Origin of the sequence: Shewanella aestuarii, from assembly GCF_011765625.1 — a bacterium.
Classification (GTDB): Bacteria; Pseudomonadota; Gammaproteobacteria; order Enterobacterales; family Shewanellaceae; genus Shewanella; species Shewanella aestuarii_A.
In genome coordinates this window covers 1,567,792-1,585,989 of sequence record NZ_CP050313.1, presented here as the reverse complement: position 1 = coordinate 1,585,989, position 18,198 = coordinate 1,567,792, and the positions used below count along the sequence as shown (strand labels likewise).

Below are 18,198 nucleotides of genomic sequence, written 5' to 3'. Positions count from 1 at the left end.
CAAGCAAGTTTAGTTGATTCATTAACAAAACCTTGTCACAAACAAAAAACTTTCAATTATTTTGCCCTCTTTTATAAGGGTTACTGACACTCGCTTGTACAAATCAATTGAAAGTATTGTTCAAATAATGGCAAATGCGCTGCATTCTCATCGTCCACAAGCAACAACGACCATATTGCTGCAAATAACCAATAGCAGTTTATGGCACAATCAATGGCGTTTATCGCATCAGGTTTAAGTGACGGAGAGTCGGATTGAGCCTGCCAAGCAAAATAACCTTCAATTAACCGCCTTACCTGCTTATCTGATAACTGATGGCTGGCTATGACGCTAGCTAAATCAAATAAAGGGTGGCTTGCTGCTGCATACTCAAAATCAATGCAAAGTAGCTTTGGTGGACATATTTTTGAACTCGACAGTCTTGATTGCTGTGTTGGCAATTCGTCACTTAACCCTGAATACAATAACAAATTAAAAGGTGATAAATCGCGATGACAGAATGTCGGTCGAATTAAGCACTGCGCTAATCTATCAAGCCAACGATTAATTAAAGGTGAAATGGCTTGCAACTCCTCAAAATGCCGCAGCCAAACTGGATTACGGCAATGCTTACTATAATCAACTAGCCGTTGATGATAACTTTGCCATTGTTCAGTCACGCTAATCTGTTGTTTAGGCAGTGGGAGTTGTTGTAATTGTTGCAGTAGAGCGACTAAGTACTCAACAGGCTGGTTATCATGGGTTTGGTTTTCAAGATAGATGTGACTTTGACGTAGGCTTTCTACGCCATACTCTTGATAAAACTGCGCCCAAGATTCTGACTGTGCGATATATTCACTTAAATATAGCTCTTTGTTAATACTGCTAAAAATTAACCTAGGTGCAAGGTTTGCTTGATATGCTAGCAGCCAACTTCTCACTTCATCATCCCTATCACACCACAATGCTTTAGGTTGATTAATACGAAGTACCTTAGGTTGATATTCGCCATTAGACAGTTGGCAATTTAGTAAATAATTTTGATTGCTTATTCCTGCTGTAATCACTTCCACATCGATACATTGTTGAGCAAGCTCTAACAATAATGGCTGTGGAAGTAATTCATGCAGCATCATTTTTACATTTATAGGTAACTGATTAAGCCCGCTACATGACTTAAATAAAGGCGGATTAACTATCATCCAGTGTGACTAACTTGAGGTGATGCATTAACAACAGACTCTGATTGCAACCATGTTTTGCGCCACATAAAGTACCCCACAATGGCCATCACAACATAGGCAACAAATAACACTGTGGTTAGCATTAACCCCTTACTAAAATATAAGTAAATAGATACGGTGTTGATGATAATCCAGTAAAACCAATTTTCGAGTACCTTCTTAGCCACAAGGTAAGTTGTCATGACCGCAAAACAGGTAGTGGCAGCATCTAGATAAGGAAAAGAAGCCTGAGTGTAATTCGCCATTAGATAGCCCACGGCAAGTGACAATATACTGGTGACAGCAATTAAAAATAAATGCGTTGTCAATGACCAACTGATAATGACCGAGCCTTTATCATTAACTTCATGCTTATTATCAGCTTTGGGTTGCTGCATCCACATCCAATAACCATAAACTGCCATGGCCATGTAATAAATATTCAGCACCGATTCCATCAACAATGACACTTTCCAAAAAAGAACCGTATAAATAGCGGTACTAACAAATGCGGCAGCCCAACACCAAATATTGGTTTTCATGGCTAATGCTAAATAGGCAATGGCCAGTACAACCGCAATGGCTTCCCAAAAGGTCATCATGCCCATTTCATTGAATGCTTGGCTTAATGTTTGACCGAGTTCAAACATCATTTTTACTCACTATGGCTTAAATCTAATTCACCACCAATAAACTTACATACAAATACCGCTTTCCCCCACTTTGCATGTGCAGCTTGCATTTCAATGGCTAGCATTGACATCACATCGGCATATTCCCCAGTCACTTGGGTTGCCATAGCGTTGGTCACACGATGAATATTGCTATAACTGTCAACTCGACCAATAAACCATTGGATGGGATCTAAATAATTTTCATTGAATGGATACATACTGATTTCGGCGGTTAATTTCATAATAAATACCTAACTAAAATGACATTTGAAAAAAAGTGGCGACATTTTCAAATGTCGCCCTAACATTAAAATTTACATAAATTTGTAATCGAAGGTAATGCCTAACTGACGAGGATCACCATAACGAATATATTGTTTATCCGCCCAATCTAAGTCAGGCTCGTTACCGAAGTAAAAGCCTCGAACACCGTATTTTTCATCAAATAAGTTACGCCCCCATAAGTAGGCTGACCAGGTTTGGGTTTCGTAACCGACTCGGGCATTCACAATATTGTAAGCTTCTGACTTTGAGTCGTTACTGTCTGAATAATAAAACTCACTCTTACCACTGGTATTAATGTTGGCAAACCAGCCTGAGTCAGCCAAATAGGTCATACCAACACTATAAGTAAAGTTCGGTGAATGGGCTAATTCTCGACCGGTTAGGTCAACAGTGTTACCGTACTTGTCAGAATATAAATATTTACCATATTCAGTTTCTAACCAACCGACACTGCCATAAACTTGCAGGTTTTGGGTTGGATACCAATTGCCATCCACTTCAAGACCATAATTATTGGAGGAACCTGCATTTTCGGTAAATAATACAAAGCGTTGTGGGTTATCTGGATCTTGCAATGATGCCGCGACTTGCTGGTCTTTTCTGTCCATATAGAAAAGCGCGATATTAGTATCGACATAACCGTCTAACCAGCTCGACTTCAAACCTAGTTCGTAGTTATATAAGATTTCAGTAGTAAATTCTTTTTTGTCTGCCAATTCTGCAGGTAAAGTCATATTAAACCCACCCGCTTTATAACCGCGAGCGACTTTTATATAAGTGTTATGATCATCATTAATCGCTTTAGATAGTGCAATATGGCCACCCCACATGTTTTCTGAAGGTGAAAAATTATCGTTATTACTATCAGAATACTCGCTATTACGACGCTCAAAACGTAAGCCTACCGATAACAAATAATCACTGCCTAAATGGCTATCGATCTGACCAAAAATAGCATAATTTGTTGCTTCATATTCTGATTGCAGCACTTCATCAGGCCATGAGTTATATTCTGAATACAAGTCATTATCTTCAGTCAGGTTCATGGCATAAACGCCCACCAGCCAATCTGTAGATTGATTAAAAATTCTGCCCGCTTGGTTTGACGACAATCTAAACTCTTGTGATACCGTTTGACGATCACCTTTTTTATCCCAGATGTAATCATACACACAAGGTTCTTTACCAATCACATTCCAGTCATCATCATAGGCATCGCATTGTTTACCTGCCCAGTAATCAGGATTAGCCCAGTCACCATCATACGCATGTTGATGGTCAGTTTGAGCAAACGAGGTCAGCGAGGTTAACTCAAAATATTGCGCCCCCGTGTAAGAGAGTTTAAGTCCCACACCAGTGGTTTTTTGATTATCAACGCCCGGTTTATCGGTTAGTGTATCAAAGCCGTTGTTATCTAATGTCCAAGCATCGTAGCCATTATCAAAATTAGCATGCAGTAAAGTTAAGTCGGCTTGTAAGTCATCAGTAGCATACCAACGTAATTTTGCTCTTGCAGTAAACTCATCACGCTGATTGGTGTCATCTCGACCTAAATAGGTATTGTCTCTAAATCCATCCTGAGAGTGTTGTTCCACAGATACCCGATAAAGTAATTTACCCGAATCAACAATCGGGCCCGAAGTAAAACCAGAGAATGTTTGTAAGCTATCATCACCTAAGCTGACTTGAACGCCATGCTCGAAAGTATCCGTAGGATCATTACTTTTTAGGTAAATTAAACCAGCAAGTGCATTAGCGCCATATTGCGTCCCCTGTGGGCCGCGCAACACTTCAACCTGCTGCATGTCGTACATGCTTGACACCATACCTAGGCCAGATAGATCAATATCGTCAACAATAAAACCGACTGAAGAATTCGGTGCGCCTTGATATTGCTCTTGTTCACCCACGCCACGAATTTGAAAATACTTAGGGCGCGAGCTACCGCCTGACCAGTTAAAATTGGCAATTGAATTTAGCACATCTTCAAAATGCTGTGCGCCTTCATCTTCAAGCTGCTGCGCATCAATTACTGTCACGCTAGAAGGCATTTTGTCTAAGCTGATATTACTAAAATCAGCATTAACAACAATCACTTCCATTTTTTCAGCTTCAGGAGCAACACGCTCAACCGATTCTGTTGCGGCGTAAACACCTGTGGTAGAAAGTATTGAGAGAATAGCAATCGCAAGTGGCGATTTAGGTTTTACAGAATACATAGGACCTCAAAGATTTATTTTGAGATCCGGCAAGTAGCGATAAAGAAGTGCACATCCATTGTTACGAAGTGGCCCATTCCTACGCCGGTATTAGCCGGATCAGGTTCTAAGGGTTCATCGAATCGATATCTCAGTCTTCCTGTAGCGAAGACACCCCTTGGCGCGACGGATTATATCTTAATTATTACGATTAAACAGACAAAAATCATACTTTTTTATAACACTAGCGAATAAAGCCGACACAAAACAGCCAGCAATAAATGCTGGCTGTTAAAAGATAACTTAGGCAACTTAATTTGAAAAAGCTTTACGCACGTATACTTCAAACCTCACCGCGGTCGCATTTGGCGCCACAGCTGCAACTTGCAACTGTTGTTTACCGTGCAACTTGACTGACTTCCAGCTTGTAGCCTCATCTTCAACAGTCAACCCATTAGCATCAAACCAAGTAAATTTGTATTGAATGCGTAAATCAGACGCAACCAAACTAGTTAACTGCGCTGATGCTTGAATTAAATCAGCGGCTTGTTTAGATATCACATTACTCACAGCCACTTCACGAGCAAACGAAGTGTTATCTACTCGTACTTCACCTTGAGAATTAACTGAAACTCCCGCGGTATGATTTGCACAGGCACTTAAAAATAAGCATAGGGTCAATAGCAAATAGTTTGAAAATTTGTTCATAGTGCCTCCATTCAAAAGTCAGTATCAATTAGTCTGCTATTCAATTAAAAAGTGTGCTCTTGCGGTTGCAATTAACTGCTTACGATTTGTTTGCCAACAGTTAATACTAACATTAGCCACTCGACGCCCTTGACGAGTAATTTTACACTCTGCGAAGGTGTCTTGATGCAAGCCGGCACGTAAATAATCTATTGAAAAATCAACGATTTTAGGTACCTTTTTAGCTTGCATAAATACCATTAATTGCACAATCGCAGACATTTCCATAAATCCAGCTATCACGCCACCATGAATAGCGGGTAAGATCGGGTTACCAATGTTGTCATCCTTTGCAGGCAGCTTGAACACCATTTCATCGCCAAAACGCTCTACCGACATCCCAATAAATTGTGAATAAGGTACTTTTGCTAATAAATAGCTGTAATCATTGAGCTCAATGGCACGCTTAACCACGTTTCTTACATCCATGATTTCGCTGCTTGATGCGTTAATTTGCTCAGTAGTTAAATCAGTCATGCTTGACCTCCGTAACATTACCCATCAAAGCTTGGCGGAACTCTTCACCCACCATTTCTGGGCTGATCCGCATAAACGAACCCACTGCATGGGCAATAGGATCATCAATGCTACTTTGATAGGCAATCGCACGGGTAAACGCCACACTGGATGATAAACGATAACACTCAGCAAAGGCATAAACTGGTTTATTAGGCTCTGCGGGTCTCATGTAGTCCACTCGTAAATCTAATGTAGGAGATATTTCGAGTGACTTATATTTATCTAGGATCGCGCATACAACCGCGGTTCCACAAGTGGTATCGATTAGCGTGGTGATCACTCCTCCATGGATAACACCAGTGTCAGGATAACCAATAATATCTTGGCTATAAGGCAACTCAATTAACACATGATGTTCACTGGCCTCTTTTACTGATAACCCTAGACGGCGACAATGAACTAACTGATTAACAAAACGGGTTGCAACGTCAGTTAATGGAAAAAATTCGCTATTAATTATCATTCGCCACGGCTCAACATTGGTCCTAATGGCTTGCCACCTAACAAGTGCATGTGGATATGATAAACCTCTTGGCCACCATGTTTATTGCAGTTCATGATTAATCGATAGCCATCTTCTGCAATGCCTGCTTCATCTGCTAATTTGGCTGCAACCGTCATCATTCGACCTAATGCCTTTTCATCAGAGGCTTTCACATCATTCGCTGTAGGGATTAAGTGATTAGGAATAACCAAAATATGAGTCGGTGCTTGGGGTGAAATATCACGAAATGCAGTCACTAACTCATCTTGATATAAAATATCGGCAGGGATTTCACGACGAATAATTTTACTAAAAATGGTTTCTTCGGCCATTTGATTGTCCTTATGCAATTGCTTAACTCAACTGGACATAAGTTTATAATATTTTACGCCAAATATAACGGGAATTATGATTTTTCGTGGTGGTGTTTGCGTAAATCACACAATTTTGGCAGCATGTGCGTTTGTTGTTTCTCTCCTTTGGATAAGTCTTATGTATCACCATATTCATGCTATCGATCCTAAAGCACATTTATTTGCCGTTACTGCCACTCTAGATTATGCACAACCCAAGCAAATATTTACTTTGCCTGCTTGGTTACCTGGCAGTTACATGATTAGAGACTTTGCTAAAAACCTTATCGACATTCAATTTTTTGATGAACATCAACAGCAAATACCCTTTGAACAATTGGATAAGCAAACTTGGCAAACAAATAATAAATCCGCCATTATTACGGTGAGTTACCAGGTATATGCTTGGGATTTATCCGTCCGAACAGCCCACCTTGACACTAACCATGGATTCTTTAATGGAAGTTCTGTATTTTTAGCGGCTAAGGGGTTAGAAAATCACGCTCAAACTGTCACCATTGATAAACCAGCATTATCTGAGCTTGCACACTGGACATTAGCCACCAGCATGTCGCGTACCCAAGGTGAGCAATTTGGGTTTGGAGAGTTTAGTGCTGAAAATTATGATGATTTAATCGACCATCCTGTCGAAATGGGCGAACTCACCATTGATACTTTTATGGCCAATGGCGTGCCGCATGATATCGTGTTAAGCGGTAAACATAGAGCCAACATGGCAAGATTAAAACAAGATCTTCAGGCCATTTGCGAATATCAAATCCAATTTTTTGCAACCCCAGCCCCTTTTAAACGTTATGTGTTTATGACTACCGTATTAGATAACGGTTTTGGTGGGTTAGAACATAAGGCATCTACTGCGTTAATGTGTTCACGCAATGACTTACCCAAAAGTTTAGAGGGGAAAGTCGACAAGGGTTACCGGACCTATTTATCACTTTGCAGCCATGAATACTTCCACAGCTGGAACGTCAAACGCATTAAGCCCGCCCAATTCAGCCCTTTTGACTTATCCCAAGAAAGCTACACCGAACAACTTTGGGCTTATGAAGGCATCACCTCTTATTATGATGACTTTATTACCTATCGTTCTGGATGTATCGATCAAGCAAGTTATCTCAGTTTGCTGAGCGAGATCATGACGCGAGTTTATCGTGGTAAAGGCCGCTTTAAGCAAAGCCTTGCATCATCAAGCTTTAATGCATGGACCAAGTTTTATAAACAAGATGAAAATGCTGCGAATGCCATTGTCAGTTATTACACCAAAGGAGCATTATTTGCATTAATGCTTGATTTAACCTTGCGGATAGAAACCGAAGGAAAACATAGCCTTGATGATGTAATGCGCATATTGTGGCAACAATATGGCTTAACCAATAAAGGGACAGACAATGGCAGTCATCAACGTATTGTTGAAACATTACTGAACCGAAATTGTGATGACATATTTAGCTACCTACATAATACCGTAGACTTACCCTTAGAAAATTTACTCGCGAAAATGGGGGTTGAATTCTCACTACGAGCCAGTGAAGGGATTAACGATACCGGCGGCGATACCTTAACAGGCTATAAAATAGGTTTTGGTGCGCGATATAAAGCAGAAGCTTTCGGTTTGAAAATTCTTGCGGTGTCACAAGATAGTCCCGCCCATCAAGCAGGCTTAAGTGCGGGTGATTTACTGATTGCTGCGGATAACTTACAGGTTAATGCAAAATTTGAAACCTTATTACAAGATTATAATCTGGGCGAGTCAATCCCATTGCATTGGTTTAGACGAGATGAGTTAATGCAAGGTGAGTTAATCATTCAAGCAGCCATAAAAGACACTGTGACCTTGAGTTTAAAAGATAAACACTTAGCAAAATTATGGTTAGGTTGATTAGTAGGTAGAAATCTAGCTAGCTTTAGAATAGGAGCTGCCTACATTGAGTCATAAAGAATGAGTGCTGAGCGTTAATTGCTCAGGTTTACTCACTCAGTAGTAGCTGTTTTTGTTGTAAGATTGAGACAAAGCAAGCAGGCATCCAATCTGGATGCCTGTTAATCAAACCTAAAAATGAATCATTTTTGCTGACTTTGCTTTATACGTGCACTGACCTGTTGTTCACTATGCGCCTCTAACCAATACTTTTGCAGTGTTAGGTTTTTAACACCAGAAGATTGATCCAGCAAATTCCAAGAGCCTTTCCAAATTCCATCAGCAATTAAATGCACGACGGCACTTTCTATTGCGGCGGCAATACATAAACTCACAGGTTCATTTGAGGTATAACCCGCTTCAGCTTCAAGTAACTCTTGAGCATCAAGAAATTTAAATACCCCTGCGGTAATTTCTATCGACACCACTGATTTAGTGGTTGTTACGCTGCTAAGTAAGCGTCCTGAACGAATGTCCACCGCACGTAAATTCACCGTAATGCTGTCTACTCGATATTGGCCTGAAGCCCCAATGCCCAAATATCTGGCACCAGCCCCCCCGTTTTAATATTAGTATCATAGGCCACAATCCCACCTTCCATTAGGATCTGTGCACTATTTAATTGGGGAAGCTTACCCGCATCACCATTTAATCCCGCTCTGACAATTTTGCGCTCAGTAAGTAGGTTTTGTAATCCTTCTCGCTCAACCGGAATAAACCAGCTTGAGTCATTTAATGCCTGAGCTAAAAAAGCCGTCCCACTTTGCGGAACTGCGGTTGAAAAGTTGCTCGATGGAATAGGCTTATATTGGCCAGTTTGATCTCTAAAATCATAAACGGCAGCAATCATGCTCCCCTGTGGCGGTGGTAAACTCACTAGATCATAGTAAGTCTCACCTTTTGGCATCAAACTGGTGGACGCTTGAATATTATCAAACTCACTTTCAATTGATGAGCACGCAGTAAGTGAAAGCATTAACAAACCGACAAATATCCGTTTCATCATTAGCCCCTACAGTGGTATTGCCAACAATGCCACCGACTTCAATGATTGTTGTCTCACCCGTCAACAAGTCAGTGATATGAACTAGAAGTGTGCCGTCTTCATTTACCACATTAATTTCAAAATCATCGGTTTTTAAATATCCTTCGCCGCCATTGGCCGCATCATTAAATAACTGACTCATCAGTCTAGATTGTAACGAGCCAGCTAAACGCTCCAATGCGGTTGGAGGGGTATAACTGGATCCACCTTGATGCTTATTTTGAGCTGACGCATTCGCTAAAAGGTAGCCGCCATTAAGATAACTGCCACCAAATGACGGATTAACGGGGGTATAAACTAACTCTGTGGCACTAATGGGTAAACTTAAGGCTGAAATAGCCAAAAATAGTATTAACTTTTTCATTTGCTTTCCCTGCTAAAACTCATCGGATGCAAGATCAGGATCTGAAAATGCATTCCATTGTGCTTGTTGTTGATATTGCAGCAGAGAAACATTCACTCTTTTTGCTGCCATATCGGCTTGTTCGTCTAAGTTGCGTGAGGCTGGAGACACAAACGTAACAAAAATAGGTTTTCTATTATGTAGAACTAAAATTTTACTGCCGCTTCTTGCGGTTGCCTGCTCGACAATGGTTAAGCCGCTATGTTCACTCATACCATTGATATCACGATAAGCACTGACAAATTCTCGATAAAATCTGTGTCCAAAGCGAGTCATAGCTCGATTCAATATAAGCCCATCAACTAAATCGGTTTCACGCTGAGGCTTAGCATCACTAACATCAACCACTTTATCAACAGACTGCTTAAGCGAATTTTCTTGAGCAATCGATGCCTTTGATTCAGGAATAACATCATCGGGATTTGAAGCAATTTCAGCTTGGGTAAACTCAGCGACATTGACCTCACTGACGTTTTTTTCATGTGCATACCCGTTATTCATCACTAACATTGATAAGCATGCTAGCGCGAAAATCATGATCTTGTTGGTCACACTCTAACCTCATGAATGTGAGTTTGTGCCCACGCAATTGCTTGGCCACGACTTGACACCCCTATTTTTCTAAATGCGCGGTATAAGTGGGTTTTGATTGTTGACTCACTCACAAACAATTGATTGGCAATATCTAAATTAGTACTGCCTGACAATAAAGCTTGTAGCACTTCACGTTCACGTATAGTGAGTTGCTCACTGTCGTCCTCGTTGTCTAGATTCAGCATAGATTGATGTAAATCTTGTGGAATAATACTGCGACCTTTGAGGATTTCATTGAATCCATTGCTCACTTCAGCAAGTGTCGCATCGGAATAAAACACGCCAGAAGTCGTGGCGGGATGAACTAAAAACTTAGCATCCATTTGCCTAGGAAAGTTGATAAAAACGCTGTGAATACCATTATGCTCACGTTCAATGATGCGCTGAAGTTGATAGGCTTGCTGAAGATCTATCGTTGATAAATCAATTATAACTAACGAATTATCTTGCACAGCCAACATTTTCACCATGTTACCTGGTTGAGCTTTAGCAAGCTTCACCAAAAACTCTTGTGGCCAGCGGAAATTAAGTAAATCTATCAGTAACTGCGATCGTGAAACAATCATCCAATTTACGATTTTAAACATCTGACACTCCATGTGTTCTGTTTGAAAAGAATTGAATAAAAACCAGTAGCAATAGTTTGCAAGCTTAACAATGCTTTTACGGAATAACAATTAGCCAAAAGGGTGCTTACGCACCCTTTACTAGACTTTTGTACTACATACCTTGGGTAATCATCACGCTATTATTTGAACCCAATGTGTTAACGACAGCATTGTTGTTCATATCCGTTTGCATCACACTTACGGTATTTAGACCTACACCACTGACATACACATCAGCAAAGTTATCTGAACCCGTTTGCGATACATAAATTTCGTTATCAGTACCCAACCAAGATTCAGCAACAGCTTCGTTGCCAACACCATCTTGGTCAATATCGACCACTGATGAGTTATCAGCTGAGTCAGCATAAGCAAGGTTACCAGTACCTAGTTGATCAATCATTACAACGTTGTCAGCACCATAAGTACCCGCACCAATATCATTACCGTACCAGTTATTGGCGTTTGCATTACCTGTAACCATGTTACCAGTACCAGTTTGATTAACGGTAATGCTGTTAGTGTCACCTAAATCACTGGCAGCGCCCACATAGTTACCGCTACCCTCTTGCATCACATTGATATTGTTACCAAAGCTGTTTGAACCTTGATCAATAAACGCTTGGTTAAGCTCACCTAATTGTGTCACCGATGAAACATCATCACTACCCACTTGCATTACGGTTGCTAAGTTCCCCATGCCTGCACTTGAGCCACTTTGCATGACTGCTGTACTGTTGTTTGAGCCTTCCTGATCGACATTTGCCACGTTATCATTGTCATATTGAGTTACAGTAGCTCCATGCTCAGAACCCGTTTGGTCAACATAAGCGGTGTTATTAAAATTATATTGGCTTACGGTGGCTGTGTTATTGGTGTTACCCATTTGCATCACATAGGCTTGGCCGTTTTCACCAAATTGTTTTACATCGGCAGTATCACCATTACCTAACTGATCTACATCTGCCATATTGCTAGCGCCAGACTGCTCAACCGTTGCATCATTGCCATTACCCATCTGATAAACATCAGTATTATTGTCTTTACCTGTTTGGTCTACATTACCAGTGTTACCAGAGCCTTCTTGAGTTAATACCGCAACCGTTGTGTCAGATGTGGCATTGTATGCGTATACTTCCGTCTCTTGAAAAATATTACCTGTGTTGTTATCGCCTGTTTGGGTGATGGTGGCATCAGCGCCATCAGAAGCTTCTTGGTCGATAAGAGCGTTGTTTCCAATGCCACCATTTTGATTAATAGTGGCATCAGCAAAATCTGACCAATGATTATAAATAGTCGCATTATCACCACTAGAATTTTGATTAATGGTTGATGTTGCACCATCACCATTAATTTGGTCGATATCTGCAATGTTGTTATCGCCGACTTGCATGATGGTGGCTTGCGCATTAGCGCCATTATTCACTTCTTGCACAATATCAGCTTGGTTTGAATTACCCGTTGAATCAATGGTGGCCAGTGCGGTATCAGTGTTAACTCGTTGAGTAATAGAGCCTATGTTTAAGGTACCATCTTGGCTGATATCTGCCGTACTAAAATCCGTATTTGCTTGTGTTACAGTTGCGGTGTTGGTAGTACCCATTTGATCAACCGTTGCAACGTTATCAGCACTATTGACTTGTTGAGTTACCGTTGTCACGTTACCGTCACCACTTTGGCTCACGGTAGCTTCATTACCATCACTTGCATAAGCACCCGCTGATGCAAATAGAGCTGTCGAAACTAATATCGCTAATTTAGAATGTTTCATCTTTGTCTTTCCCTATACTCTTAGTTAGATAAATTACCTTGGGTCACAACAACATGTTGTGATGTCCCCCATTGAGTTACACCTACAGCATTTCCGGAGCCATACTGCTGGATCCAAATCACATTCTCACTACCGGTTTGATTCACAATCGCAACGTTATCAATACCAATTTGTGTTAAATCAGCCATCAGGCTGACACCCACTTGATTAACTAACGCCACGTTGTTAAAACCGGATTGCAAAATATTGGCTTCGATATCGCTTCCTGACTGATTCGCAATGGTATGATTATTTGTACCTTGCTGGGTGGTAGAAAGTTGATTACCAAATCCTGATTGAGTTGAAATAAAATGATTATCTGCCCCCTGTTGATTGAGGTTAACGTTAAGGTCATCACCAAGCTGTAAAACATTGGCACGATTTCCTCTTACAGCTAACTCATCAATATCACTAATGTCTTGGCTCAGACCAGGGAGGGAAAAAAAGCACATTATCAACGCTAACAAACCTGCGTTTATTCTTATGCCATCTGTTGTTTGACGCTTAATCAAGGTCATGCTTCCTGCCCCTAGGGTATTCATTTAATCCGTTATTCTTTAGCACTCTCAGACAATTTATTTCTGAGCCTTGTGCTATCGGTAGTGTCAATATTATGACGCTGCATGAACCACAATGAGTCCTCCCACAGTATGAAAGCGCCATAGACCTTCAGACTAAATGTGTTTTATACCCCCCACTTTATTACTAGTAAGTAGACGTAATTATGTAAAAAATCATAACGTTAAGATATGTAAAATATATATAACTATGTGAGAAACAAGCAGATTAAAGATCTGAAGGCACAGATGATGTGGGATGTTTAGAACCTAACGTCCTAATTCAGAGACAGAAGTTTTCAGGCCAGTAAGAAAAGCTTACAAATACTAAATTGAATTAATTAACCAGAGAAATAACCAAAGATATAAATAAAATAATTGACGTGACACGCCAAAATTTAAGTGGATTTCGATCAATCAGTGTCACACTGACTTTTGTCGCCCCCTCCTGTTTTCGCGTACTCAGTTGGTAAATAAACTCACAGGTATCAGCATGTCTAAATGTTGGTTCAATGCTCATCGCTTGCTTGAGTAATTTATCCATCCATTAGGGGACCATAGGGTTAAGTTTATGTACGCAAACATATTCTAATTTCAAAAAATCTTGTCGTGTATGGCACTTAATAAGTTGACCTTTAAAGGGTAATTCTCCCGCTAGCATTTCAAAAGCAATCACTGCAATTGAGAATGAATCAGCTCGACCGTCGAGTTGATAACCCAGTATGACTTCAGGTGCGCTGTAATCGGCAGTGCCTAAGGCATGTTGATCTTTCGTGATGACTTTTGAGCAGCATGGTAAAGAGTTATAATTTGTTTCGACAAAAATAAACTGTAACTCCATACCATACCGAGACCAATGCTAATTGATAAGCGGAGGCAAAAGCTACTTCAAGTGATTAAGAACACTGGCCGCATTTAAAAAATATCTGAACATAGAATGACCTTTAAAGGAATTCTTTACCGCTTGCGAACTGGTATTCCATGGCGTGATCTACCAACAGAGTTTGGGGACTGGTGCAAGGTTTATCGCCTCTTTAACCAAAGATGTACTGCAAGTAACCTAAACTCGTACTTCGTGCATATGAGTTTGTGCCCATGCAATAGCTTGCCCCCGACTCGACACACCTATTTTGCGAAAGGCACGATACAAATGGGTTTTAATCGTTGACTCACTCACAAATAACATATTGGCAATATCTAAGTTAGTACTTCCAGATAATAAGGCTTGAAGTACTTCACGCTCACGTATGGTTAATTGGTCAGTGTCATCTTCATTATCAATATTAAGCATAGATTGATGCAGATCTTGTGGGATAGCACTCCGGCCTTTAAGGATTTCATTTAAGCCATGGCTGATATCTGCCAGCGTGGTATCGGTATAAAATACCCCAACAGAAGTTGACGGATGAATTAAAAACTTAGCGTCCACTTGTTTGGGGAAATTTAAGAAAACAGTCCGTATTTCGCTATGTTCACGTTCAATCACTCGCTGTAATTGATAGGCTTGTTGTAAATCAATAGTAGATAAATCAAATAACACTAACGAATTGGTTTGTTGATCTAACAATTTAGCCATGTTGCCAGGCTGAGCCTTAGCCAACTTAACCAAAAATTCTTGCGGCCAACGACAGTCTAATAAATCAATTAATAATTGTGAGCGAGATACGATCATCCAATTAGCAACTTTAAACATTTTTAACACTCCATGTAAGATAACCAACAATGATTGATACCGACCCGTATCAACTCTTGCTAAAGATTAGCAAGCTATTAACTGTTTAACAATTAGCCAAAAGGGTGCTTATGCACCCTTTTATTGACCTTATTTCACTAAATGGGTTAAGTCAGTTAAGCTTTTGCTAACACAAACACTTGCCCCTGCTCAGTTTTAATCGCAAATGGGCTAGCCACCAATTGCGGGTCTTCTAAACAAACACCGGTTGTTAAGCTGTAATGTTGCTTATACAAAGGCGATGCGACACAAAGTTGGCCTTCTATTTCGCAAATCAAACCTCGCGCCAATAAACTCACTCCTGTGGCGGGATCAATATTATCAATTGCATATAAACCGTGTTTTCCTAAATTAAAAATCGCCACCGCTTTACCCGCTACCCACGCAGCAATTCCAGTGCCTTGAGGCAAACTTTCTTCATTACATACATTTATCCAACTCATGCTACGACCTCCTCTGTTGCGGTGTCTGTTTCATCTGTGACATCTTTGATGGCAATGGTGCCAGCTCCTGCGTTTTTGCTTAATGCCGGAAAACGTTGTTCTCGAATACGCTCATAAGCGTTAAACTCTGCCGTAGGCGCAGCATCAGGATTTACAAACTCGTTAAATCGCGCTAAGAATGATGGCCGTTCAAGACTGGTTTTCCATTCACATTGATAACTGCCAACAATGTGATCCATTTGTTTTTCCAACTCAGCATTGATGGCTAATGCATCGTCAATCACAACCGATTGTAAGTAAGGAAGCCCACCTTCTAGCGACTCCATCCAAGTCGAAGTTCGTTGTAATCTGTCAGCCGTTTTGATGTAAAACATCAAAATTCGATCAATGTATTTATACAAATCTTCTGTAGACAAATCTGTCGCAAATAAATCTCCATGGCGTGGACGCATACCACCATTACCGGCAACATATAAATTCCAGCCTTTATCGCTAGCAATAACGCCAATATCTTTGCTTTGCGCTTCTGCGCATTCACGCGTACACCCCGATACCGCAAACTTAATTTTATGTGGCGCACGTAAGCCTTTGTATCGGTTTTCTAAATCAATGGCTAAGCCAACAGAATCTTGCACACCGTATCGACACCAAGTACTACCAACACAGGATTTCACTGTGCGTAAGGATTTACCGTAAGCATGGCCAGTTTCAAAACCTGCATCAATCAACTTGCGCCAGATATCAGGCAATTGTGATAACTTGGCACCAAACATATCAATACGCTGCCCACCAGTAATTTTGGTATAAAGATCGTATTCTTGGGCAATTTCTCCGATTGCGATCAGCTTTTTAGGCGTAATTTCACCACCAGCAACGCGCGGAACCACAGAGTAACTTCCGTCTTTTTGCAAATTACCTAAGTAAGCATCGTTAGTATCTTGCAGTTGTACATGGCCTTTATCTTGATCTAATACATAGTGGTTTTTAAGACTGGCAAAAATAGACGCGGCGGCAGGCTTACAGATGTCGCAACCATAATGATGACCATCTGCAGAAGGCTTACCATGCTGGCTAATTAAGGTTTCAAAATCATGAATATCTTCCACTTGGCAGATGTGGTACAGGCTTTGACGATTATGATCAAAGTGTGCGCAAATCCCAGTGTTAAAATCTAAGCCTTCAGCTTGTAATGTTTGGTCAATAATTTTTTGCACTAATGGGGCACACCCGCCACAACCTGAAGCAGCCCGGGTACATGACTTAATTTCAGCCATTTTATGATTGCCCGCTTTCACCGCATCAACAATGTCAGCTTTAGTGACTTGATGACATGAACACACAATAGAGGTGTCTTTGAGATCGGCTTCTGATTCAGCTCCAGTAAGTAATAATTCAACTGCAGAGCCTTCAATTTCATCTTGTGATAAATACAGATCTAACAAACGATTATAATCGCTGTTATCACCCACTAATACAGCACCTTTTAAAAACTTACCGCTTTCATCTAGCCATAGTTTTTTGTAAATACCACTTTGGTTATCAGACAATTCCACAAACTGAGCGTTATCAAAGCCACGACTCGCACCAATAGCCGCAACATCAACCCCTAATAATTTTAATTTGGTGCTCATATCCGCACCTTTAAATGCTATTGGCAATGCTGCTGAAACTTTAGATGCAATGTGCGACGCCGCGACACGGGCCATGTGATAACCCGGCGCGACTAAACCAAAAATCTTTTGCTCCCACAGAGCACATTCTCCAATGGCATACACATCGGCTGCAGAAGTTAAGCAGTAATCGTCAATCACTATACCACCGCGTTCACCAATATTAATATTCGACACTCTTGCTAAGGCGTCTTGTGGGCGGATCCCCGCTGAAAACACTATCATGTCGGTTTCAAGATAAGACTCATCACTGAATGTCATTCGATGTAAAGCGGTTTCACCATCAATAATTGCTGTGGTTGCTTTAGCAGTGTGAACACTCACCCCCAAATGCTCAATTTTACTGCACAATAATTCACCTGCTTTATCATTTAACTGCACAGGCATCAATTGCGGTGCAAATTCAACAACGTGGGTTTTTACCCCCAATTGTTGCATGGCATTTGCGGCTTCAAGTCCAAGTAGCCCCCCCCTACAACGACCCCCACTTTACTATTCGCCGCGGAGGCTTGAATGTCTTGTAAATCTTCAATGGTGCGATAAACCAAACATTGTGCGCGGTTATTACCTTGAATAGGGGGAACAAACGGAAATGAACCCGTAGACAATACGAGGTAATCATATTGATACGCGTCACCTTGAGCACTGGTCAGGGTTTTATCTTTCGTGTCTATGGCTGTAATTTGAGTATTTAAATGCAGTGTAATACCCCAATCAGCATAATCTTGTGCACTGGTTAACATCAATGAGTCTGCACTATTGGTTTCAAAATATTTTGATAGTTGCACCCTGTCATAAGCTGGACGCGGCTCTTCACCAAATACATGTACATCAAATTGTTGATTAAGCCCTAGACTACACAATTGCTCAATAAAGTGATGACCGACCATACCATTACCGACGACCATTAATTTGGATTTTGTGACTGCCATATA

The 18,198-nt window shown here is 40.7% G+C and carries 18 protein-coding genes, 4 pseudogenes and 1 riboswitch; of the genes and pseudogenes, 2 read left to right on the top strand and 20 right to left on the bottom strand.

The features are described from left to right. Window positions 1–80 precede the first annotated feature (80 nt). The 8 genes from HBH39_RS07185 to hinT all read right to left on the bottom strand — a co-directional run bounded on the left by HBH39_RS07185 (window position 81) and on the right by hinT (window position 6,441). Window positions 81–1,181: a phosphotransferase gene (locus tag HBH39_RS07185; protein ID WP_167676912.1), complete on the bottom strand. Its 1,101-nt coding sequence runs from the start codon at window positions 1,179–1,181 to the stop codon at window positions 81–83. Further along, window positions 1,178–1,852, bottom strand: a complete 675-nt coding sequence (gene pnuC / locus HBH39_RS07180; protein ID WP_167680003.1) for a nicotinamide riboside transporter PnuC — start codon at window positions 1,850–1,852, stop codon at window positions 1,178–1,180. The genes HBH39_RS07185 and pnuC overlap by 4 nt, the downstream gene beginning before the upstream one ends. Before the next feature lie 5 nt (window positions 1,853–1,857). Beyond that, window positions 1,858–2,118, bottom strand: a complete 261-nt coding sequence (locus HBH39_RS07175) for a YkoF family thiamine/hydroxymethylpyrimidine-binding protein (protein WP_167676910.1) — start codon at window positions 2,116–2,118, stop codon at window positions 1,858–1,860. 72 nt (window positions 2,119–2,190) lie between these two features. Further along, window positions 2,191–4,380 carry a TonB-dependent receptor gene (locus HBH39_RS07170; protein ID WP_167676908.1) on the bottom strand — a complete coding sequence of 730 codons (2,190 nt, stop codon included), beginning with the start codon at window positions 4,378–4,380 and terminating at the stop codon, window positions 2,191–2,193. Window positions 4,381–4,439: 59 nt separating this feature from the next. After that, window positions 4,440–4,548: riboswitch (TPP riboswitch) on the bottom strand. A gap of 123 nt (window positions 4,549–4,671) precedes the next feature. Further along, the gene (locus HBH39_RS07165; RefSeq protein WP_167676906.1) at window positions 4,672–5,067 is read right to left on the bottom strand and encodes a YcfL family protein; all 396 of its coding nucleotides are present in this window, start codon (window positions 5,065–5,067) and stop codon (window positions 4,672–4,674) included. 36 nt (window positions 5,068–5,103) lie between these two features. Then, a complete protein-coding gene (locus tag HBH39_RS07160; protein WP_167676903.1) occupies window positions 5,104–5,583 on the bottom strand; it encodes a PaaI family thioesterase in 480 nt (159 codons plus the stop codon). Then, on the bottom strand, window positions 5,576–6,088 hold the full coding sequence (locus HBH39_RS07155; protein ID WP_167676901.1) for a PaaI family thioesterase: 513 nt from the start codon (window positions 6,086–6,088) through the stop codon (window positions 5,576–5,578). The genes HBH39_RS07160 and HBH39_RS07155 overlap by 8 nt, the downstream gene beginning before the upstream one ends. Beyond that, window positions 6,085–6,441 (bottom strand): purine nucleoside phosphoramidase, encoded by a 357-nt coding sequence (gene hinT, locus HBH39_RS07150; RefSeq protein WP_167676899.1) that lies wholly within the window; start codon window positions 6,439–6,441, stop codon window positions 6,085–6,087. The genes HBH39_RS07155 and hinT overlap by 4 nt, the downstream gene beginning before the upstream one ends. A 160-nt stretch (window positions 6,442–6,601) precedes the next feature. Between hinT and HBH39_RS07145 the strand changes: the two genes are divergently transcribed. After that, window positions 6,602–8,362: a M61 family metallopeptidase gene (locus HBH39_RS07145; protein WP_167676897.1), complete on the top strand. Its 1,761-nt coding sequence runs from the start codon at window positions 6,602–6,604 to the stop codon at window positions 8,360–8,362. A gap of 182 nt (window positions 8,363–8,544) precedes the next feature. Here the strand turns inward: HBH39_RS07145 and HBH39_RS07140 are convergent. The 9 genes and pseudogenes from HBH39_RS07140 to HBH39_RS07105 form a co-directional block, all read right to left on the bottom strand. After that, a pseudogene (locus tag HBH39_RS07140) lies at window positions 8,545–9,251 on the bottom strand (CsgG/HfaB family protein). 94 nt (window positions 9,252–9,345) lie between these two features. After that, entirely contained in the window at window positions 9,346–9,810 is a 465-nt protein-coding gene (locus HBH39_RS07135) for a curli assembly protein CsgF (RefSeq protein ID WP_167676895.1), read from the bottom strand. Between the two features lie 12 nt (window positions 9,811–9,822). Continuing rightward, a complete protein-coding gene (locus HBH39_RS07130; protein WP_244325757.1) occupies window positions 9,823–10,401 on the bottom strand; it encodes a curli production assembly/transport protein CsgE in 579 nt (192 codons plus the stop codon). Then, a complete protein-coding gene (locus HBH39_RS07125; protein WP_167676893.1) occupies window positions 10,398–11,030 on the bottom strand; it encodes a LuxR C-terminal-related transcriptional regulator in 633 nt (210 codons plus the stop codon). Before HBH39_RS07125 ends, HBH39_RS07130 begins: the two co-directional genes overlap by 4 nt. Window positions 11,031–11,163: 133 nt before the next feature. Continuing rightward, window positions 11,164–11,454 carry a hypothetical protein gene (locus HBH39_RS20110; RefSeq protein ID WP_432280151.1) on the bottom strand — a complete coding sequence of 97 codons (291 nt, stop codon included), beginning with the start codon at window positions 11,452–11,454 and terminating at the stop codon, window positions 11,164–11,166. 390 nt (window positions 11,455–11,844) lie between these two features. Next, window positions 11,845–12,822: pseudogene (locus HBH39_RS20105) on the bottom strand (beta strand repeat-containing protein); the annotation flags it as partial. A 20-nt stretch (window positions 12,823–12,842) separates the two neighbouring features. Further along, the gene (locus HBH39_RS07115) at window positions 12,843–13,403 is read right to left on the bottom strand and encodes a curlin (RefSeq protein WP_167676888.1); all 561 of its coding nucleotides are present in this window, start codon (window positions 13,401–13,403) and stop codon (window positions 12,843–12,845) included. Between the two features lie 352 nt (window positions 13,404–13,755). Further along, window positions 13,756–13,962, bottom strand: coding sequence for a hypothetical protein (locus HBH39_RS07110; RefSeq protein WP_167676886.1), 207 nt, complete (start codon window positions 13,960–13,962; stop codon window positions 13,756–13,758). Window positions 13,963–13,965: 3 nt separating this feature from the next. Then, the gene (locus HBH39_RS07105; protein ID WP_167676884.1) at window positions 13,966–14,259 is read right to left on the bottom strand and encodes a protein kinase domain-containing protein; all 294 of its coding nucleotides are present in this window, start codon (window positions 14,257–14,259) and stop codon (window positions 13,966–13,968) included. Between the two features lie 3 nt (window positions 14,260–14,262). Between HBH39_RS07105 and HBH39_RS20100 the strand changes: the two are divergent. Continuing rightward, window positions 14,263–14,457, top strand: a pseudogene (locus tag HBH39_RS20100) (transposase); the annotation flags it as partial. 21 nt (window positions 14,458–14,478) lie between these two features. Here the strand turns inward: HBH39_RS20100 and HBH39_RS07095 are convergent. From HBH39_RS07095 to nirB, 3 genes and pseudogenes are all read right to left on the bottom strand, one after another. Then, window positions 14,479–15,111, bottom strand: a complete 633-nt coding sequence (locus tag HBH39_RS07095; RefSeq protein ID WP_167676882.1) for a LuxR C-terminal-related transcriptional regulator — start codon at window positions 15,109–15,111, stop codon at window positions 14,479–14,481. A 155-nt stretch (window positions 15,112–15,266) separates the two neighbouring features. Beyond that, the gene (gene nirD / locus HBH39_RS07090) at window positions 15,267–15,593 is read right to left on the bottom strand and encodes a nitrite reductase small subunit NirD (RefSeq protein WP_167676880.1); all 327 of its coding nucleotides are present in this window, start codon (window positions 15,591–15,593) and stop codon (window positions 15,267–15,269) included. After that, a pseudogene (gene nirB, locus HBH39_RS07085) lies at window positions 15,590–18,195 on the bottom strand (nitrite reductase large subunit NirB). The gene nirD and the pseudogene nirB overlap by 4 nt, the downstream one beginning before the upstream one ends. Between the last annotated feature and the right edge of the window lie 3 nt (window positions 18,196–18,198).